The sequence below is a fragment of the Leucobacter sp. GX0328 genome (assembly GCF_053567315.1).
This window is the reverse complement of the sequence record NZ_JBSGPC010000001.1, coordinates 784,376-803,788: the sequence shown is the minus strand read 5'-3', so window position 1 is coordinate 803,788 and position 19,413 is coordinate 784,376. Positions and strand designations below refer to the sequence as shown.

Here is a 19,413-nt window from a genome sequence, read left to right as displayed (position 1 = left end):
CCCGAGACATGACCACCGCCCCCGCCACCGCCCCCGCCCGCACGGGCCTCGTCGAGATCGCCGACGTGCACAAGTCGTACGCCGAGAACGAGGTGCTGCACGGCGTCTCGCTCACGGTCGAGCCCGGCCAGGTCGTCGCGCTGCTCGGCCCGTCGGGGTCGGGCAAATCGACCCTCTTGCGCGCCATCAACCACCTCGAGACCATCGACGCCGGTTCGATCACCATCGACGGCGACTACATCGGCTACGAGCGCCGCGGCGACCGCCTCCACGAGCTGCCCGAGAAACGGGTGCTGCAGCGGCGCACCCGCGTCGGCATGGTGTTCCAGAACTTCAATCTCTTCCCGCACCTCACCGCGATCGAGAACGTCGTCGAGGCGCCGCTCGCCCTGAAGCGCGCGACGAAGCCCGAAGCGCTCGCCCAGGCCCGCGCGCTGCTCGCCCGTGTCGGCCTCGCCGACCGCGCCGACCACTACCCGCGCCAGCTCTCGGGCGGCCAGCAGCAGCGCGTCGCCATCGCCCGCGCCCTCGCGCTCGAACCCGACGTGCTGCTCTTCGACGAACCGACCTCGGCGCTCGACCCCGAGCTCGTCGGCGAGGTGCTCAGCGTCATCAAGGACCTCGCGAATGAGGGCCGCACCCTCGTCATCGTCACCCACGAGATCGGATTCGCCCGCGAGGTCGCCGACCACGTCGTCTTCCTCGACGCCGGCCGCGTCGTCGAGCAGGGCAGCCCCGACCGGGTGCTGCGCGACCCCGAAGAGGAGCGCACCCGCGAGTTCCTCGACTGGGTCATCTGACCGCAGCCACTGCACCGCACCACCACCGTCACCGTCACCGTCATCATCCGCACCCCGACCCGAACAGGACCCCGACCCATGACCACCGCACCGCCCGCGCAGCGCACGCACCGCCGCGCCCCCGCCTCCCGTCTGCTGCTCGCCGCCACCGCGGCCCTCGCGATCGCCGGCCTCGCCGCCTGCTCCACGCCGTCGACCGCGGCACCGGGCGCCCCCGGCGCTCCCGGCGCCCCGGGCGCAGGCGCCGCATCGCCCTTCGACCTCACCTCGGCGAACGCCGACGACCGCGTACGCATCGACCCCGTGCCCGAAGCCGTCCAGGCGCTCGAGCAGAGCGGCTTCCAGCCGATCCAGGAGGGCAGGCTCACCGTCGCCGTCAACGCCTACGAGCCCCCGCTCAGCCTGCTCGCCGAAGACGACAACAGCACCCTGCTCGGCGTCGAGCCCGACATCGCCCAGCTCGTCGCCGACGGCCTCGGCCTCGAACTCGACCTCGAGAACGTCGCCTGGGCCGACTGGCCCCTCGGCGTCGAATCGGGCAAGTACGACGCCGTCGCCTCGAACGTGACCGTGACCGAGGAGCGCAAGGATCTCTTCGACTTCGCCGTGCACCGCAACGACGTCCTCGCCTTCGCGGTCGCCGCGAACAGCGACATCGACAGCATCACGAAGGCCGAGGACGTCGCGGGGCTCCGCATCGCCGTCGGCAGCGGCACGAACCAGGAGAAGATCCTGCTCGACTGGTTCGCCGAGAACGAGAAGAACGGCCTCGAGCCCGGCGAGCCCGTCTACTACGACGACAACGCCGCGGCCTTCCTCGCCGTCTCGTCGGGCCGTATCGACGCCGCCTTCGGCCCGAACCCGACCGCCGCGTACCGCGTCGCGACGACGGGCGAGTGGAAGGTCGTCGGCACGCTCAACGGCGGCTTCCCCGACAACGCCCAGATCGGCGTCGCGACCGCGAAGAGCAACGGCCTCATCGACCCGGTCGCGATCGTGCTGAACCATGCCATCGAGAGCGGCGACTACGCCGCCGCGCTCGACCGCTGGCAGCTCGGCGACGAGGCGGTCGAGGAGTCGCTCGTCAACCCGCCCGGTCTGCCCCGCCAGTAACCGCACCTTCCGAGCATCCCCGCACCTTCCGAGCATCCCGAATCACCCAGGAGTCCCCATGCCATCCATTCGACGACCCGTTCTCGCTCTGCTCGTCGGCCTCGCCGCAGCATCGTCTCTGACGCTCGCCGGATGCTCGGCGGGGGCCGTCGACGGGGCGCTCGGAGCCGGTGCTCCGCAGGCCGCGGGCTCGGTGTTCGACCTCACGACGGGCAACCTCGACGACAGGCCCCACATCGAGCCCGTGCCCGACGCGGTCGCCGCCCTCGAAGCGAGCGGCTTCACGCCGATCCAGAGCGGCAGGCTGACCGTCGCGCTCGGCGGCAGCGGGGCGCCCCCGACCTCCTTCTTCGCGGAGGACGACGCGCAGACGGTGCTCGGCAGCGATGCCGATCTCGCGTCGCTCATCTCGGAAGGGCTCGGGCTCGACTACGCGCCCGAGAACGTCGCCTGGGCGGACTGGCCGCTCGGCATCGAGTCGGGCAAGTACGACCTCGCCCTCACGAACATCGGGGTGACCGAGGAGCGCAAGGACCTGTTCGACTTCGCGACCTACCGCGACGCGGTGATGGGGTTCATCGTCGCAGGCTCCAGCGAGGTGCAGAAGATCGAGGAGCCGGCCGACATCTCGGGGCTCAAGGTCATCGTCGGCAGCGGCACGAACCAGGAGCGGTTCCTGCTCGACTGGATCGCGCAGAACAAGGCCGCCGGCATCGACCCCGGCGAACCGGTCTACTACGAGGATGCGGCGGCGGGCAACCTGGCGCTCGTCTCGGGCCGCGCAGACGTCAGCATCCAGCCCTACTCGCAGGCGAAGTTCCAGGCCGACACCGCGGGCGAGACCCGCGTCGTCGGCAAGTTCAACAGCGCATACCCGGTCAGCGGCCAGGTCGGGGCTGCGACGGCGAAGGGCAACGGGCTCGTCGAGCCCGTGTCGATCGTCATCGACGAGCTCATCGCCTCGGGCGTCTACGACGAGGTGCTGGGCCGCTGGGGGCAGGAGGACGAGCGGCTCGACGAGTCTCTCGTCAACCCGCCCGGACTGCCCCGCTACTGACCAGAGCGTCCGTGAGCGTGGAGCCGAATGCACTACCGGGGGCGTCCCGATGGTGCATTCGGCTCCACGACTCCGGTACCGACCCCGTCCGGGCGCAGCGCGCGCAGATCGACGCGTTCCGCGCCCCGCGCCCCGAAGGCGGCCCGGCACTCGGGTGGCGACCCGCGATCTCCCAGCCATCGCGAACGTAGAATGGGGGCGTGAGCGATAAATTGCTGCATCTGGTGCGCCATGGCGAGGTGCACAACCCGGAGGGCATCCTGTACGGCCGCCTGCCCGGCTACCGCCTGTCCGAACTCGGGCACCGCATGGCCGAGGCCGCCGCGCTCGAGCTCGCGGGCAGCGACCGCGCCGTCGCGCGGCTCATCGCCTCCCCGCTCGAGCGGGCGCAGCAGTCGGCGCGCCCCATTTCGAGCGCGTTCAGTCTCGAGATCGGCACCGATGAGCGCATCATCGAGCCGACGAACAGCTTCGAGGGGCAGAAGGGCAGCGGCCCCGGCTCCGACTTCAAGAAGCCGCGCTATTGGTACCGCTACTGGAACCCGCTGCGCCCGAGCTGGGGCGAGCCGTACCGCAGCATCGCCTCGCGCATGCGGCAGGCGATGGACGACGCGTGGGCGAACACGCGCGACGGCGACATCGTGATGGTCGCCCACCAGGCGCCGATCTGGATCGCGCACCTCGACATCGCGGGCCGGCCGCTCTTCCACAATCCCGCGAAGCGCCGCTGCGACCTGTCGAGCATCACGAGCTTCGAGAAGCGCGGCGAGCGCTGGTTCGAGGTCGACTACCGCAACCCGGCGGCGAGTCTGCTCGACGAGGCGAAGGACGTGGGGGCCGTATGAGGTCGCTGTTCCCGGCCTCGACAGGGATCGCTCCGCGTCGCCGCGCGTACATGCGCGTCGCGGCATGCATCGCCGCCCTCGGACTCGCATTCGGAGCGACCGCCTGCAGCAGCGCCGGCGCCGACGACCTGTCGCAGCAGTGGGAGGACGGCGGCGACAAGGGCTTCATCTCGGGCGACGGATCGTCGCTGAGCATCCCGGTCTCGGAGCGCACCGAGCCCGTCGAGTTCTCGGGCGCGACGGAGGACGGCAGCACCTTCGGGACCGACGACATCGCGGGCCGTGTGACGGTGGTCAACTTCTGGTATACGGGCTGCCCGCCGTGCCGCGCCGAGGCGCCCGATCTCGTCGAGGTGTACGACGAGTTCGCGCCGCAGGGCGTCGCGTTCGTCGGAGTGAATACGCGCGATCAGGTCGCGCAGGCGCAGCAGTTCTCGGAGCAGTTCGGCATCGAGTACCCGTCGATCATGGATGTGGCGGGCGACCGCGAGGTGCAGCGCGCCTTCGCCGGGCAGGTGCCGCTCAACGCCGTGCCGACGACGCTCGTGCTCGACGCGCAGGGCCGCGTCGCCCACCGCGTGCTCGGCCAGCTCGCCGCGGCCTCGCAGCTGCGCACCCTGGTGGAGGAGACGCTGGCGGAAACCGGCGCGGAGCAGTAATCGGTGTCGCTGCAGGAACTGATCGGTGACGGGCAACTGCTCGTCGCCTCGCTGGTCGCCATCGCGGCCGGACTGATCTCGTTCCTCTCGCCCTGCGTGCTACCGCTCGTGCCCGGCTATCTCGCCTACGTGGGGTCGACCGCGAGCGCCGAGCCCGGCGATCGCGCGGCCCGCGGCCGCGTCGTGCTCGGCGCGCTGCTCTTCGTCGGCGGCTTCACGGTCGTGCTCGTCGCGTTCCTCGCGGCCGCCGGTACGGTCGGCGTCTGGCTGCTCGAATGGGAGGGGCTCATCACCCGTCTCATGGGCGTCTTCGTGATCGTCATGGGCCTCGTGTTCATGGGGCTCTTCGGGGCGATGCAGTCGACGAAGAAGCTGCGCGTCAAGCCCCGGTTCGGGCTCGTCGGCGCGCCGTTGCTCGGCGCGGTCTTCGCGATCGGATGGACCCCGTGCATGGGGCCGACGCTCACGGTGATCATGGGGCTGAGCCTGCAGCAGGGATCGGTGCCGCGCTCCATCGCGCTCGCGCTCGCCTACTGCATCGGTCTCGGCCTGCCCTTCGTGCTCGCCGCTTTCGGCTTCGGCTGGATGACGCGCACTATGACATTCTTCAAACGGCATATCCGTGCCGTGAACCTGATCGGCGGAGTTCTGCTGATTCTCATCGGTCTCCTCATGGTGACCGGACTCTGGAGTCGGATGATGTATGCACTGCAGGCGGTGATCGGCGGATATGTCACGCCCCTCTGATTACGACGACGGCTCGGGCGCAGCCCGTCCGGTGGAATCGCCCGAACTCGGCATCGTGGGCTGGGGTCGCTGGTTCTGGCGCCAGCTCACGAGTATGCGCGTCGCACTGATCCTCCTCCTCCTCCTCGCCGTCGCGGCGATCCCCGGCTCGCTGCTGCCCCAGCGCAGCGCCGACCCGAACGGCGTGGTCCAGTACCAGCTCGACCACCCGAAGCTCTTCCCCGTGCTCGATGCGTTCCCGATCCAGGCCTTCGACGTCTACGGGTCGGTCTGGTTCTCGGCCATCTACCTGCTGCTCTTCATCTCGCTCGTGGGCTGCGTGCTGCCCCGCATCGCGCACCACTGGAAGGCCTGGCGCGGCACGCCTCCGAAGACCCCCGCGCGCCTGCAGCGCATGGCGGGTTTCACCGAGGTGCGGGTCTCGAACCCCGACGCGAGCGATGCCGATCGCGCGCAGTTCGCCGAGCAGGCGGTGCAGACCGCTGCCGGAGTGCTGAAGCGCCTGCGCTACCGGGTCGAAGTGCAGCGGGCGTCCCGCCGCGGCGTCGACGAGGTCTCGGTGTCGGCCGAGCGCGGCTACCTGCGCGAGACGGGCAATCTGCTCTTCCACGGCGCCCTGCTCGGCGTGCTCATCAGCGTCGGCATCGGCGGCGTCTTCACCTTCAACGGGCAGAAGGTACTCGTCGTCGGCGAGACGATGATCAACCAGCTGATCGACTACGACACCGTGAACTCCGGCAACTCGTTCGACACGGAGAGCCTCGACCCGTTCGCGCTGACGCTCGACGATTTCGCGGTGACCTACGTCACCCCGGACGACGGCAATGCCGCGGCCATCGGGCAGGTCGAGGACTTCACGGCCTCCGTCACGCTCACGAACCCCGACGGCTCGCAGGAGGACCGGGTGATCCGCGTGAACCACCCGCTGCGCGTGCACGGCTCGCCCATCTATCTGATCGCGAACGGCTACGCGCCCCGGGTCACCATCCGGAACGCCGAGGGCACCGTCGTCTACAGCGAGGCGATGCCGTTCATTCCTCAGGATACGAATCTGACGTCGCTCGGCGTGATCAAGGTGCCCTACGGCATCGAAACCGAAACCGGCGCAGAGACGCAGCTCGGCCTGCGCGGCTTCTTCTACCCGACGAAGGCCGAACTCGAGTCGGGGGCCTTCACCTCGAGCTACCCCGATCTCGAGAACCCGCTGCTCACCCTCGACGTCTTCATCGGCGACCTCGGCATCGACGGCGGTATTCCGCAGTCGGTCTACTCGCTCGACACCGACCAGATGGAGCAGGTCGCCGGGCGCAACGTCGAGGGCAGCAAGTCGTTGCGGCTCACGCCGGGAGACACGGTCGACCTGCCGCGGGGGCTCGGCACCATCACGCTCGACGAGGTGCCCCGCTACGCCTCGTTCGATGTCATGCGCAATCCCGCCCAGACCTGGATCCTCGTCTTCGCCCTGCTCGCGATCGGCGGGCTGCTCTGGTCGCTCTTCGTGCCCCGGCGACGCATGTGGGTGAAGGCGATCGTCACCGACGACGGAGTCGCGCTGCAGTACGCGGCGCTCGCCCGCGGCGATGACCCGAATCTCGAACGCGCCGTCGAAGAACTGATCGCGGCGCACCGAGAGACCTTGTAGCGCCTCGCCGCGACCCCGAAGGACTACGGGGAATGCAATTGGGCTGCAATTGGTCTGCATTGGCGCACGCAAAGTGACTGATGGGCATTTCTCAAGGTGATCTCATAGCAAAGCATGGGTGCGCACAGCGGGTCCGTAGGGTGCTCACGGGGTGCGAGTGTGTCTGAAAAATTACTGAAAGTCGCCGTCTGATCAGGTCTTTTAGTCGTCTCTGTGGCGCTTATCTAACACCCCGAACCTTGCGCAAATTGGGAATGCCGGGCTACCTTGGCCGCGGCCGCTGGTGCGGATTTCCCGTTTCTTGAACCGAGCGACGGTGAAACCCAACGGGGCGTCGAGTCAATCGTCGTCCCGCAGCGCCGCGACATGCACGTTCGGTCGGATTTTCAGGCCACTACTCATTAGGGGATCATCAGTGACGAAACGTCGTCCGCTCGCGCTCGGCGCGGCAGCGGCGCTCGGGCTCGGCAGCCTCGTCATCGCCGCACCGGCGATGGCTGAAGATGCGGAGCCGCAGAGCGTCGAGAACACAGCACAGGTCGCCGAGGTCGCCTCGGCCGCTGCCATCTCGACCGAGGAGCGCATCGCCAAGGCGGCTGCTCTCAACGGAGTCGACGAGAGCATCATCGCTCAGCAGGTCCAGACGGGCGAGCTGCTCGTCTCGCCCAGCGGCAGCATCGCCGAGCTCGACCAGTGGGGCCCGGCAGAGGCGGCGCAGACCGAGATCGACGCCCTCTCGGCGCCGATCCCCGGTACTCCCGCCGGCGGGTCGCTCCCGGGTGCTCCCTTTACCGTCTACCTCGACTTCGACGGCTTCGAAGTCGTCGGCACCGAGTGGAATGAACTGCCCGGCTCGCAGCCCAGCTACTCGCTCGGCGCTTCCGCGATCGACCAGCAGCGCGTCTGGGCCTCGATCGCCGAGGACTACGCACCGTTCAACGTCAACGTCACGACGGCCGACCCCGGCACGGAAGCGCTGGTGAAGAGCTCGGCGGACGACGCGAACTACGGTACGCACCTCGTCATCACCGACACCCCGGTGCCCGACTTCGCCGCCGGCTCGGCCGGCATCGCCTTCCGCGGCAGCGCGGGCTCGAGCTGGGCCGCCCCCGCATTCGTGTTCGTGGGCGCCACCAACAACGACGCCGACGGCAACGAGAATCCCGCGACCGCGATCCCCGAGGTCGTCGGCATGGCGGGTTCGCACGAGGTCGGCCACACCCTCGGCCTGCAGCACGACGGCTTCGGCTCCGAGGAGTACTACAACCCGGACGGCGGCATCTGGGGGCCCGTGATGGGCGCTCCGTACCACGCACCGCTCGTGCAGTGGTCGAACGGCGATTACAACTCGGCCACCAACACCGAAGACGACTTCTCGGTGATGACCGACCGTACCCCCGGTAACCCCGACGGCACCGGCGGCGGCGCCGTCGATGTGCTCCTGGGCTGGACCTACCCGGACGGTACCTGGTTCGAGGGCACCTCGGTGACCTACTGCGATACCAACAGTGCAGACATCGGCAACCCGCAGCCCGGCGACTACATCGTCCTCGCGAACGACGCCGGCACCTGCGACCCGGTGGGCCCCACCATCACGGCTCAGTTCGACTTCCGCGACCGCGCGACCTTCGCGGCAGACGACCACGGGAACGACGCTGCGAGCGCCACCGCCCTCGACAACTCGAACGACACCTTCGAGGCCACGGGCATCATCGGCCAGACCGGCGAGAACGACGTCTTCTCGTTCACGACCGCAGGCGGCGACGTGCTCGCCGAGGTCGCGATCGCAGAGATCAGCCCGAACCTCGACGCGAAGCTCACGCTGACCGACTCGAACGGCACGGAGATCACCTCCGACGCCCCCGAGACCGTGCTGAACGGCAATACGCTCGACGGCCTCGACGCCTCGATCCAGGGCAACCTGACCGCGGGCACCTATTACCTCACCGTCACCGGTGTCGGCCAGGGCGACCCGGCTTCGGCATCGCTGGCCGCGGCGAACGGCTACTCGAACTACGGCAGCCTCGGCAACTACACGATCAGCGGCACCGCTCCCGCATCGGACGAGACGCCCGTCGTCGACGCACCGGCCATCACGAGCCCGGTCACCGGAGCGACCGTTCCCGGCGACGTGACTTTCAGCGGCCTCGGCGCCACGGGCGCGGAGCTGACCATCGTGGTCACTGCTGCCGACGGCACCGAGTACACCGCGACCACCACGGTCAGCAATGGCCAGTGGAGCGTGCAGCTGCCCGCAGAGCTCGCTGCAGGCGACTACACCGTCGTCGCGACCCAGGTGCTCGACGGCACCGAGTCGGCCCCCTCCGACGCGGTGACCTTCACGGTCGAGGCCGAGGATGCGGCCGACGCGGCGGATGCCGGCGCGACCACCGGTGCCGACGGCACCACGGCCGCGAACGGTGCTGATGGCGGTTCGGCCGCCGGCACCGGCGCTGACGGCACCACGGCTGCGAGCGGCGCCGACGGCACTTCCGCCGCAGCCGGCGCGGCAGCTGCCGCCAACGGCACCGCAGCGACGGGCGCCACTGCGAGCGCAGATCCCGGCACCGGGGGCGGCGGCCTGGCCCACACGGGCGGCGACTACGGCTTCGGCACCATGCTCAGCCTGATCACCGTCGCACTGCTCGTCTCGGGCGGCGTGGTCGCACTCGTCGCGATCCGCCAGCGCAAGCAGCAGGAGGAGATGGCCGCCTAACCGGCAGCCACCCCGGCCCGCTTTGCGGGCGATGGATCGGAGGGGCAGGGTTCGTGTGCACGAGCCCTGCCCCTTCGCGTTCTCACAAGAACACGGCATAGCCTGAGAGTCGACCGCTCATCAGACCCACGGAACCTCACCAGAACCACCCGAAGGGCGAAGACCATGCACGAACACGACGACACCCCGCGCCGCACCTCCCGGACCGCGGCGGTCGCGCTCGGCGCGGCAGCCCTGACGGTCGCCTTCGCCGCATCCGCCGTCGGTTGCGCGCCGCAAGGGGCGGAAGACGAGCACGGCGCGCCGACATCGACAGCGGAGGCCGGCAGCGAGGCGCAGGCGGGCTCCGGCGGGGATGCCGCGGGCGCGCAGGCCGAGTCGGGCGCGGGCGCACAGGCCTCGGGCGAGGCGCAAGCGGGTACGGTCGCTCCGCGAAAGGTGCTGCCGCGCGAGATGGGCGGCCAGGAGGCCATCGATGCGCTCGGCGATCGCATCGACCGAGTCGCGAGCCGCAACGCCCTGACGGTCGATGAGCTGAAGGATCTGCTGCTGCGCGACGCGAGCGCTTCGGTCACGCCGAGCGGGGACATCGTCTACCGCGACTGAGCGCGACGCCGGTACGTGCGCCACGCCCAGAACGCGGCCGCGGTGTAGAGCACCGTCGTGACGAGACTGCCTTCGAGTCCGAAGTCGCCTCCGGTGAGCAGTGCGTTCGAGTCGGGCTCCGGGGCGTAGTCGAAGAGCGACTCGCCGACGGTCGACCCCGAGACCGCGACTCCGTAGAGACCGCCCTGGGCCCAGTTCCACACCCCGTGGAAGGCGCAGATGCCCCAGAGGCTCCCGTCGGCCAGGGTGAGCATGGTCGCGAACACCGCGAACAGCACGAGGTTGATCACGGGCATGGGCCCCATGCCCGGATTGGCGCCGTGGATGGCCGCGAACAGCAGCGCCTGGGCGATGACGGCGGCGGTGAGTCCCCAGCGCCTCGCGACGACCTGCGTCAGGTAGCCGCGCGTGACGATCTCCTCGGTCGATCCCTGCAGCAGGAACCCGCCGAGCATCAGCGCGATGAAGCCGAGCGCTGAGGCATCGAGCTCCGGTGCGCGCCAGGCGAGCGCCGCGCCGCCGAGGGCCACCGGCACGAAGACGCAGATGGTGATCATCAGCAGGGCGGTGCCGGCGCCCCGGAGGGCCTGCGCCGCGACCGGCTTCGCGCCGCAGGGAGCGGTGAAGCCCAGTGTCGAAACCGTGCGGCGCTCCTTCGCGCGCACCCAGATGAAGATCAGTGCGGCACCGAACGCGAATGAGCAGAGCGAGAGCAGCAGGTCGGCGCGGGTGCTCGGCTCGATCGCGAACACCGGCTGCTCGCCGCCGAGGCCGAATGCGATGCCCTGCGCGATCGCCCTGAGGACCGGAAGTGCGCCGGTCACGAATATCGCGGTGAGCGTGATGATGAGTCCGACCACGATGCCGGTCGGTCGTTGCGCTTCGAGCATTCCGGCGACGGGGGCGGGGAGGCTCCGAGAGGGCACCGTGCGCTGCGTCATAAGTTTGGACTCTATCCAAATTTGAGTGCGCGGCGCAAGAGCTGCGCTACGTCGGGTCGACGAGGCGCCAGGCGAACGCGGGCAGCCGCAGCTCGACAGGGATCGCAATGCCGGGCACCGTCACGCGGAGTGTGCGTTCGCGATCGTCGAGGTTCGCCGTGACGATGCGCACGTCGGCGCTGGTCGTGCGAGCGCCGACGGCCCAGAGCAGCCCGTCCGGGCTCGGCCCCGCCAGCAGCTCGCCCCCGGCGAGCGCCGCGAGCGCGGCGATGGCCTCGGCGGCGGGGGTGGGCGCACCGTCGGAGGTGCGGATGCCGCGCGGTCCCCACTCCTCGAAATAGGCGAGCCCCGCGACGCCGGGCACCGAGAGCGCCGCGGCGCTCGCGATCGTCCATGCAGCGAGTTCGGGGGCCGCCTGGCGGGCATCGACGGCCCCGGTGAACTCGGTCCCCGTGCCCTCCGCGAGGTCGTGGCGGCCCGGCGTGGGCTGCGGGCGCGTCGCGACGTTGTTGAATCGGGGGCGCAGCGCGATCGGTCCGACGCGCACCGGGAGCCCGGCCGCGTAGTCGACGGTCTGCTGCGCGATGAGGCGCTGCATCGCGACCGACTCGATGAGCTGGGCGGTGCCGAGCGCATGGAACAGCGGCGTCGTCGCGGTGACGATGCCGTCCAGGCCGTCGGGGAGGCGATGCCGTTCGCGGTTCAGCTCGGTGAAGTGCGAACGGCTTCCGCCGATGACGGGCGCCGAGACGCCGGTGCGTGCAAGCGCATCGCGCAGGCGCGCGACCAGCGGGGCGTCCGAGACGTGCAGGGACGCGCTGAAGACCGCGATGCGGGCGAGTCTGCAACCCCGCAGGCGGGAGGCAAGCTCATCGAACCCGTCGACATCGTCCGGCGAGACGACGCGCGCATCGAGGGGAACGCCGCGTGCCGCGGCCCGCTGCAGCGCGGCTGGCCAGGCACGGGTGCGCAGGTCGAGCTCGACGAGCAGCTCGCCACCGGGCGGGGCCGTCAGCTCGGGCGCGGGATCGGGGGCCTCCGAGGCGGCGACTCCGATCGTCGGGAAGACGCCACCGGCTTCGAGCGCGATCGCGGCGACCTCGGCCCGCGTCGCGACGCCCGCGGCGCTGTGCGGCCGCACGTCGACCCGCACCGTCTGCCGCACGCGCTCGCCCTCCACGAGCCGGTACGGGAACGGGAGCGCGAGCGGGCGGCTGTAGGTCTTGTACGAGGCGTCGGTCCAGTTGCGCTGATCCTCCATCTCGAAGACGTCGCCCGCGAACGCGGTGGTGATCTCGAGGCCGTCGTGCTCCCAGGTGAGGGCCGCGATGTCCCGCACCGGCTGGTGGGGCGAGATCTCGCGAGGGAACGCGGTGCGCTCGACAGAGCCATCGGCATGCCGCACGCGCAGGTCGGCGCCCGCGGCGCCGGCCGGATGCAGCACGACGAGGCCCGTGCGGTTCGTCTCGTAGTCGATCTGCGAGACGGCCTCGAACGCGACGGTGAGTGCATCGCCGTCGGTCTCGATGGTCAGCCCGCCGACGAGGTCGCTGCCGAACCCCGTCGACCGCAGGGGAAGCCGCAGGCGCCGTGCGGAGCCGCCGGACCCGTCAGGCGCGGCCGGCTCGTCGATCGGCTCGCCGAGCGTCCAGCCTGCGGTGCTCCAGTCGCCGTCGCGCACGACCGCGCGGATGCTGCGCAGCACCGAACGACCGTCGTACGCAAGGTCGGCGACTTCGTCGTCGCGCAGCTCGAGCCTCCACGGGCCGGCCGTCCAGGCGATGCCCCCGTCTTCCCAGCGCTCCCCGGTCATGGGCTCGATCCTAGAGCGTCGTCATGCCGCCGTCGACGGCGAAGAGGGACCCGGTCGCGAAGGCCCCGTCCTCCGATGCGAGGAACACCATGATGCCCTCGATGTCGGTGGGGGAGCCGGCGCGGCCGAGCGGGATGCGCCCGATGATGGCGGCCCGCGCCTCGGGGTCGTCGCTGATCGTCGTGACGAGGCTCGTCTCGGTGTAGGCCGGCACGACCGTGTTCACGCGTATGCCGCGATCGGCATACGCGGCCGCGACGGTGCGCGCGAGCCCGTGGATGCCGGCCTTCGACGCGCTGTAGGCGGTGAAGTCCCTGCCCTCGCCGTTCAGCCCGGTCGGGCTGCCCGTGAGGATGATCGAGCCGCCCCCGTGCGCGAGCATCGAGCGCGTCGCGTGCTTCACGGTCAGGAAGGTGCCGGTCAGATTGATGTCGATGGTGCGGCGCCAGACGTCGAGGTCGAGGTCGGCGGCCTCCGCGTCCTGGCCGAAGAGCTGCACTCCGGCGTTCGCGACGACGACGTCGGGGGCCCAGCCCGCCGCTTCGACCTCCGCGAACGCGGTTTCGACCGACGCCTCGTCCGAGATGTCGACGGTGACCGCGCGGGCGGTGGCGCCGATCCCTGCCGCTGCCGCTGCCGCCGCTTCGGCGTCGCGGTCGGCGATCACGACGCGCGCTCCCTCGGCGGCGAAGCGGGCCGCGACTGCGTGGCCGATGCCGGTCGCGGATCCGGTGACGAGAGCCGTCTTCCCATGCAAGCGCGCCATCACTGCTCCTTCGTGCTCGAACCGGCCGTGCTCGAACCGGCCGCGGCGCCCGAGCGGTCGATGCCGTCGAGGTGCAGCATGCGCGCCAGGTTCTTGTCGAGCTCGTCGTCGCGGAAGATCTTCTTCCAATCGTCCTTGATGATGCTCTCACGGCCGTAGTCCATGGCGATGAGGCAGGCGTCGCTGAAGGGGTTGTCGCCGCGCAGTCCGTTCGCGAGGGCGACCTGCGTGTGACCGTAGAGAATGCTGCGAGCGGCATCGGCCGGTACGCCCATGGTATTGATCGTCTCTTCGAGCGCCTCGTTGAGCAGCGCGCCGATCATGCAGGCGACCGTCTCGACGAGCGTCGGCTCGAGCTGCGCGAGCTGCTTGATGGTGACCCAGTGCACGTCGATGACGGGGGCGTAGATGGCGCGCACGGTCGTCTCGACGATAGCCTGCTTCGCGGGGTCGTCAGACTCGACGGCCGCGATCGCATCCTGCGGGGCCGCGATGCCGCCGAAGGTGTCGGCCCACTCCTCGGGCGTCTGGCGCTGCAGGAAGATCGAGGGGTGGCACGGGTGCGCGACGGCCTGGATGACGTCGTCGCGAGTGGTGAGCAGACCTGCGTAGGCGGCGGCGGGGTCGAGCGTCAGCACGATGGCGCCCGGCTGCAGCTGCGGCACGATCTCGGCCGTCACGGCGGCCAGCGCGAGGTCGGGCACCGCGAGCACGGCGATGTCGGCGTCGGCGATTGCGGCGGCGAGATCGCTGAGCGCGCGGCCGGCCTCGCGGGTGCGCTCCTGGCCGGCGGGCGAGTTCTCGACGTAGCGCACGTCGTGCGCGGTGCGCGCGAGGTTGTTCGACACGCGCATGCCCATCTTGCCGCCCGCGCCGATGACGGCGATGCGGTACTGCTCGGTGTTCTCGGTCATTGCGTGCTCCTCAGATATTCGATGGTGCGCCTCGTCCACGCCCGTTCGGCGTCGACGGTGGTGCGGGGGTCGCCCTGCCAGGGCAGCCAGTGCTCGACGATCTCGTCGATGCCGCGCTCGCGCGGGCGTACGGTGCTCAGCAGATGCGGGTAGTCGTGCAGGCCGGCGCCCATGGGGGCGCCGCTGTAGGTGAAGCCCACCCAGCCGGCCTGGCGGTCGAAGTCGAAGTCCTTGACGTGCACGTTGCCCGTGAGTGCGGCGGCGGCCTCGACGCAGCTCCGCGGCGTTTCGAGGCGGGCGACGACGTTCGCGGGGTCGAGGCAGATCGCGAGACGGTCGCTGCCGATCGATTCGATGAGCGCGACGAGGTCGGCGGTGGCGACCTGCTCGTAGGTCTCGAGCGCGAGGGTGACTCCGGCCGCCTCGTATGCGGGCAGCGCCCGGCGCAGGCGGGCCTCGGCCTCGGCGAGCGTGGGGCGCGAGCCGGGGGAGAAGAGCATGCTGCGCACGAGGCGCGCGTCGTACCGTTTGGCGAGGGCGAGGTAGCGGGCGAGGTGCTCGGGGTCGACGCCCTTGGTGCCGAGCTGGATGGTGAGCCCCAGGTCGCGGGCTGCCGCCGCGCTCTCGTCGACCTCTCGATCGGTGAAGCCGTCGAGCGGCGCGTAGTCGCAGATCTGGAAGAGCTCGACGCCGAGGCTCCGGGTGGCTTCGAACGCGCCGCGCAGGCTCAGCGGGGCGTCGACCCGGTCGGAGTGCTGCCAGAAGAACGCGTAGCTGCCGAGTCCGATCATGCGCGCTGCTCCTGTCGACGGTCGTGCCGGGTCGGGGTGATCCCTGTCGAACATTATGGCAACCGGTTGACCAATTTTCAAGACTCGCGACAGGGATCGCCGACGCGCGCCGCCCGCGCGCTAGGTTGGTCGCATGCCGCAATTCCCGAGTGACCGAAGCGCCGACCTCGTCGCGGGTCTCGCGCCGATCCCCGGCGGCAGCCCGGTCTCCGAGGTCGCTCGACGCCTGCTCGACCTCTTCACCGGCGGCGACATCCTGCCGGGCACCCGCCTGCCTCCCGAACGGCAGCTCGCCGCGACCCTCGAGGTCGGGCGGTCGGCGGTGCGCGAGGCGCTCGCGGCCCTCGAGATCATCGGCATCGTCGACGTGCGCCCCGGGTCGGGCACCTACCTGCGCGGCACCGCGAGCGAACTGCTGCCGCAGACGCTGCGCTGGGGTCTGCTGATCGGGGAGCGCAGCACCTCCGACCTGCTCGAGCTGCGGTCGGGGCTCGAGATCTACGTGGCGCGCCTCGCGGCGGGGCGCGTGGGCGCCGTTCGCAGGGGCGCCGGTGCTGTCGGTGCGGAAAGCCCTGGCGCGGGAGGCCCGGAGGACGCGCTCGCCGCGCTGCGCGACAGCCTCGCCCGCATGGAGGGCGCCGACGGGAAGCCGCAGGCGTTCGTGCGGGCCGACAACGACTTCCACCTCGCGCTCTCGGCCGCCGCGGCGAACACCGCCCTCGCCGACCTGCTGCACGTGGTGCGTTCGCTGCTGCACGTCTACGACGACCGCGCCGTGCAGGGGATCGACGCTATGACGGCGGCGGTCGCCGAGCATCGCGCCGTGCTCACCGCGATCGAGGCCGGCGACGAAGACCAGGCGGCGTCGGCTATGGCGCTGCACATGGGCACCGCCTCAGCCCGACTGCGAGATGCGGCCGCCGGGGTCGGAGGCGCGCAGAGCTGGTAAAATCTGCCGCGTGAACGCAGCGCAGATTCCCACCGACCTCGCCGACCTCCTCGAACGCCCCCTCTACGGCACCCTCGCCGTCGTCGGTCGCAAGGGAGGCGCCCAGGCGAGCCCCATGTGGTTCGAGGTCGTCGACGGCACGCTCCGCTTCACCCACACCAGCTCCCGTGAGAAGTTCAAGGCCCTGCGGCTGAACCCGTCGATGAGCTTCGTCGTCTTCGACCCCGAGTCGCCGACCCGCTACGTCGAGGTGCGCGGCGAGCTCGTCGAGTCGATCGGCGACCCGACCGGAGGCTTCTACCAGCGGCTCGCGCGCCGCTACGGCCAGACCGACCCGGCGGCGCCCGCCGACGCGGCCGACCGCGTCATCCTCGTCATGTCGATCGATCGCGTGCTCGGTCACTGAGCGCGGTCGGTGGCCGAGCCCGAGGGCTCCGCGCGGTTCGGCGAGTTCCGGGCCGGGCTCAGGCTTTCTTCACCAGCGCCGACTTGAGCAGCATGGGGCCGAACCCCGTGATCTTGCAGTCGATATCGTGCCCGTTCACGGGGGCGATCAGCCGGATGGAGCGCACTTTGGTGCCCGCCTTGATGCCCTGGGGCGACCCTTTGACCTTGATCGTGGTCGTCACGACGACGGTATCTCCATCGGCGAGGATGTTGCCCACGGCATCCTTGACGATCGGGGCGGCTTCGCCGCCCGCCCCCGAATCGGCGTCGGGGTCGGCTCTGTCGGCGGCCGACCACTCGTGGCCGCACATCGGGCAGACGAGCAGTGCTCCCAGTTCGTAGGCGTGTTCGCTGGAGCATGCGGGGCAGAGGGGGATCGAGTGAGACATGTTCGTCAGTATATTGCGATATGATGAAATCATCATGCCGTCCGGGCTCGGACCGTCGAGGGAGTGTGAGAATCGTGCTGAGCGACCCGAATCGCCCGCTCTACGAGATCAAGGCTGGGCTGTTCAAAGGGCTCGCGCATCCGATCCGCATCCGGATCCTCGAGGTGCTCTCGGCGACGGACGAGGCTTCCGTGTCGGAGATGCTCGCCGAGATCGACCTGGAATCATCGCACGTTTCGCAGCACCTCGCCGTGCTGCGCCGCAACGGCCTCGTGGAGTCGGAGCGCCGCGGCAGCCTGGTCTACTACCGCCTCGCCCATCCGCAGGTCGCGGAGCTGCTCCGCGTCGCTCGCGCTCTGCTCGGCGAAGTGCTCGAAACGGTCGAGCAGCGGCTCGTCCGGCGCGCGGAGCTGCCGGCGATCCCCATGAGCGCTGCGGCCGCCGCAGACGAGGGGTGAGCGAGGCGATGGCGGGCCGCGTGCGCAGCTCGTTCAGATCACTGCTCCCGTCGCGGGCCGACTACCGGGAGGCGCGCAGCTCGTGGAGACCTGATCTGCTCGCCGGTGTGACGGTCGGCATCGTCGCGCTGCCGCTCGCGCTCGCCTTCGGTGTCAGTTCGGGCGCAGGGGCCGAGAGCGGAATCGTCACCGCGATCATCGCCGGCATCGTGGCTGCGATCTTCGGCGGCTCCCATGTGCAGGTCTCGGGCCCGACCGGTGCCATGGTGGTCGTGCTGGCGCCCATCATCGCCTCGCACGGTGCGGGTGCGCTCGCGCTCGTATGCCTCATGGCGGGGCTCATCGTGCTCGCGGCCGGGATGCTGCGGCTCGGACGCACGGTCTCGTACATCCCCTGGCCTGTCATCGAGGGGTTCACACTCGGCATCGCGATCATCATCTTCCTGCAGCAGGTTCCGCTGGCGACAGGCACCGAACCCGGCGACAGCACGAACGCCGCGGTCGCGGCCCTGCGCTCGGTGCAGGCTTCGGCCGAGCCGAAGACCGGTTGGTCGCTGCTGCTCGTCGCCATCGTCGTGATCATCATGCTGGTGGCGCTGCGCATCCGTCCTCGTTTCCCGGGCTCGCTCGTCGCCATCGTCGTCGCCACGCTCGTCTCCGTGCTCTGCGGGCTGCCCGTCGACACCATCGGCGAACTCCCCGCGGGGCTCCCGGCGCCGGCGTTGCCGCTGCTCGACCCGGTCACGGCGACCTCGCTCCTCGGCCCGGCATGCGCCGTGGCAGCGCTGGCCGCGATCGAATCGCTGCTGTCGGCTCGGGTCGCCGAGACCATCGCCGACACCGGCCCCGTCGACGCCGACCGCGAACTCGTCGGTCAGGGGCTCGCCTCCGTCGCCGCGGGGCTCTTCGGAGGCATGCCCGCAACCGGCGCCATCGCCCGCACCGCGGTGAGCGTACGCGCTGGCGCCCGCACGCGCATCGCCGCGATCGCCCACGGCCTGCTCCTCCTGCTGGTCGTGCTGATCGGCTCGGCCGTCGTCTCCCGGATTCCGCTCGCGGCGCTCGCAGGGGTGCTGATGGTCACCGCCTGCCGCATGATCGCGCCCCGCACCGTGCGCACGATCGTGCGCGCATCGAGATCCGACGCGATCGTCTTCACGCTCACCGCCATCGTGACGGTCAGCGTCGATCTGATCTACGCCGTGCTGGTCGGGCTGCTCGTCGCGGGGTTCTTCGCCCTGCGGCAGCTGGCCCGCACGAGCGGCGTGCATCGCGAGGACCTCCCGGGCCCCGCCGTGCCGGGCGACGAGCGCATCGCCGTGTTCAGGCTCGAGGGCGCGCTCTTCTTCGGCGCGGCCGAACGCACGCTCGAACGCGTCTCGAATCTGCGCGAAGTGGAGGTCGTCATCCTGCGCATGTCCGAACTGCAGCTGCTCGATGCGACCGGGGCGCAGGTCATCACCGAGCTCATCGGCGCACTCGAGCGGCGAGGGGACACAGTGCTCATCGCAGGGATCCGCCCCGACCACAGGGGCATGGCCGAACGAGTCGGCGTGCTCTCGTCGCTGCGGCACCAGAAGCATCTCTTCGAAGAGCTGGACCCAGCGGCCGAGCACGCGCGCAGCCACATCGTGCGGTCCTCGAGACGTCGCGGATGAACGCTGAGCAGCGATCCGCCGCGGGAACGGGCCCGTGACGCAGGATAGGGTGGGGAACCGTGAGCGCATCGGGGCCTCACGAATCGTCGAAGGGGTGTCACC

General features: G+C 70.4%; 19 protein-coding genes. 13 read left to right on the top strand and 6 right to left on the bottom strand.

Features of this window, described 5'->3' with window-relative positions; genetic code table 11:
• Nucleotides 1–8 precede the first annotated feature (8 nt).
• The 9 genes from ACUYTF_RS03565 (at nucleotide 9) to ACUYTF_RS03525 (ending at nucleotide 10,185) form a co-directional block, all read left to right on the top strand.
• Complete coding sequence (locus tag ACUYTF_RS03565; RefSeq protein WP_434143082.1) at nucleotides 9–800, top strand: ATP-binding cassette domain-containing protein; 792 nt, start codon at nucleotides 9–11, stop codon at nucleotides 798–800.
• Between the two features lie 78 nt (nucleotides 801–878).
• Nucleotides 879–1,913: an ABC transporter substrate-binding protein gene (locus ACUYTF_RS03560; protein ID WP_434143083.1), complete on the top strand. Its 1,035-nt coding sequence runs from the start codon at nucleotides 879–881 to the stop codon at nucleotides 1,911–1,913.
• Between the two features lie 58 nt (nucleotides 1,914–1,971).
• Nucleotides 1,972–2,970, top strand: coding sequence for a transporter substrate-binding domain-containing protein (locus tag ACUYTF_RS03555; RefSeq protein ID WP_434143084.1), 999 nt, complete (start codon nucleotides 1,972–1,974; stop codon nucleotides 2,968–2,970).
• Nucleotides 2,971–3,170: 200 nt separating this feature from the next.
• Complete coding sequence (locus ACUYTF_RS03550) at nucleotides 3,171–3,815, top strand: histidine phosphatase family protein (RefSeq protein WP_449279345.1); 645 nt, start codon at nucleotides 3,171–3,173, stop codon at nucleotides 3,813–3,815.
• Nucleotides 3,812–4,474: a TlpA family protein disulfide reductase gene (locus tag ACUYTF_RS03545; protein ID WP_449279344.1), complete on the top strand. Its 663-nt coding sequence runs from the start codon at nucleotides 3,812–3,814 to the stop codon at nucleotides 4,472–4,474. The genes ACUYTF_RS03550 and ACUYTF_RS03545 overlap by 4 nt, the downstream gene beginning before the upstream one ends.
• 3 nt (nucleotides 4,475–4,477) lie before the next feature.
• A complete protein-coding gene (locus tag ACUYTF_RS03540) occupies nucleotides 4,478–5,221 on the top strand; it encodes a cytochrome c biogenesis CcdA family protein (protein WP_434143087.1) in 744 nt (247 codons plus the stop codon).
• Nucleotides 5,205–6,863: a cytochrome c biogenesis protein ResB gene (resB, locus tag ACUYTF_RS03535; RefSeq protein WP_434143088.1), complete on the top strand. Its 1,659-nt coding sequence runs from the start codon at nucleotides 5,205–5,207 to the stop codon at nucleotides 6,861–6,863. The genes ACUYTF_RS03540 and resB overlap by 17 nt, the downstream gene beginning before the upstream one ends.
• Before the next feature lie 415 nt (nucleotides 6,864–7,278).
• Nucleotides 7,279–9,579 (top strand): Ig-like domain-containing protein, encoded by a 2,301-nt coding sequence (locus ACUYTF_RS03530; protein ID WP_434143089.1) that lies wholly within the window; start codon nucleotides 7,279–7,281, stop codon nucleotides 9,577–9,579.
• Nucleotides 9,580–9,744: 165 nt separating this feature from the next.
• Nucleotides 9,745–10,185 carry a hypothetical protein gene (locus ACUYTF_RS03525; RefSeq protein WP_434143090.1) on the top strand — a complete coding sequence of 147 codons (441 nt, stop codon included), beginning with the start codon at nucleotides 9,745–9,747 and terminating at the stop codon, nucleotides 10,183–10,185.
• Here the strand turns inward: ACUYTF_RS03525 and ACUYTF_RS03520 are convergent.
• From ACUYTF_RS03520 to ACUYTF_RS03500, 5 genes are read right to left on the bottom strand one after another with little or no spacing between them, the layout of a single operon-like run.
• Nucleotides 10,173–11,126 carry a CPBP family glutamic-type intramembrane protease gene (locus ACUYTF_RS03520; RefSeq protein WP_434143091.1) on the bottom strand — a complete coding sequence of 318 codons (954 nt, stop codon included), beginning with the start codon at nucleotides 11,124–11,126 and terminating at the stop codon, nucleotides 10,173–10,175. The genes ACUYTF_RS03525 and ACUYTF_RS03520 overlap by 13 nt on opposite strands.
• Before the next feature lie 46 nt (nucleotides 11,127–11,172).
• Complete coding sequence (locus ACUYTF_RS03515) at nucleotides 11,173–12,939, bottom strand: hypothetical protein (RefSeq protein ID WP_434143092.1); 1,767 nt, start codon at nucleotides 12,937–12,939, stop codon at nucleotides 11,173–11,175.
• Nucleotides 12,940–12,949: 10 nt separating this feature from the next.
• On the bottom strand, nucleotides 12,950–13,705 hold the full coding sequence (locus ACUYTF_RS03510; protein ID WP_434143093.1) for an SDR family oxidoreductase: 756 nt from the start codon (nucleotides 13,703–13,705) through the stop codon (nucleotides 12,950–12,952).
• A complete protein-coding gene (locus tag ACUYTF_RS03505) occupies nucleotides 13,705–14,619 on the bottom strand; it encodes a phosphogluconate dehydrogenase C-terminal domain-containing protein (protein WP_434143094.1) in 915 nt (304 codons plus the stop codon). Before ACUYTF_RS03505 ends, ACUYTF_RS03510 begins: the two co-directional genes overlap by 1 nt.
• Nucleotides 14,616–15,410, bottom strand: a complete 795-nt coding sequence (locus ACUYTF_RS03500) for a TIM barrel protein (protein ID WP_434143095.1) — start codon at nucleotides 15,408–15,410, stop codon at nucleotides 14,616–14,618. Before ACUYTF_RS03500 ends, ACUYTF_RS03505 begins: the two co-directional genes overlap by 4 nt.
• Before the next feature lie 133 nt (nucleotides 15,411–15,543).
• On the opposite strand from ACUYTF_RS03500, the gene ACUYTF_RS03495 reads away from it, so the two are divergent.
• Together ACUYTF_RS03495 and ACUYTF_RS03490 are read left to right on the top strand one after the other, a co-directional pair.
• Nucleotides 15,544–16,359 carry an FCD domain-containing protein gene (locus tag ACUYTF_RS03495; protein ID WP_434143096.1) on the top strand — a complete coding sequence of 272 codons (816 nt, stop codon included), beginning with the start codon at nucleotides 15,544–15,546 and terminating at the stop codon, nucleotides 16,357–16,359.
• Nucleotides 16,360–16,369: 10 nt separating this feature from the next.
• Nucleotides 16,370–16,765, top strand: a complete 396-nt coding sequence (locus ACUYTF_RS03490) for a pyridoxamine 5'-phosphate oxidase family protein (protein ID WP_434143097.1) — start codon at nucleotides 16,370–16,372, stop codon at nucleotides 16,763–16,765.
• A gap of 58 nt (nucleotides 16,766–16,823) precedes the next feature.
• Here ACUYTF_RS03490 and ACUYTF_RS03485 read toward each other — a convergent pair whose 3' ends face one another.
• Nucleotides 16,824–17,195: a zinc ribbon domain-containing protein YjdM gene (locus ACUYTF_RS03485; protein WP_434143098.1), complete on the bottom strand. Its 372-nt coding sequence runs from the start codon at nucleotides 17,193–17,195 to the stop codon at nucleotides 16,824–16,826.
• A gap of 71 nt (nucleotides 17,196–17,266) precedes the next feature.
• On the opposite strand from ACUYTF_RS03485, the gene ACUYTF_RS03480 reads away from it, so the two are divergent.
• Nucleotides 17,267–17,653: a metalloregulator ArsR/SmtB family transcription factor gene (locus tag ACUYTF_RS03480; RefSeq protein WP_434143208.1), complete on the top strand. Its 387-nt coding sequence runs from the start codon at nucleotides 17,267–17,269 to the stop codon at nucleotides 17,651–17,653.
• Between the two features lie 8 nt (nucleotides 17,654–17,661).
• On the top strand, nucleotides 17,662–19,311 hold the full coding sequence (locus tag ACUYTF_RS03475) for a SulP family inorganic anion transporter (RefSeq protein WP_434143209.1): 1,650 nt from the start codon (nucleotides 17,662–17,664) through the stop codon (nucleotides 19,309–19,311).
• Nucleotides 19,312–19,413: the final 102 nt, after the last annotated feature.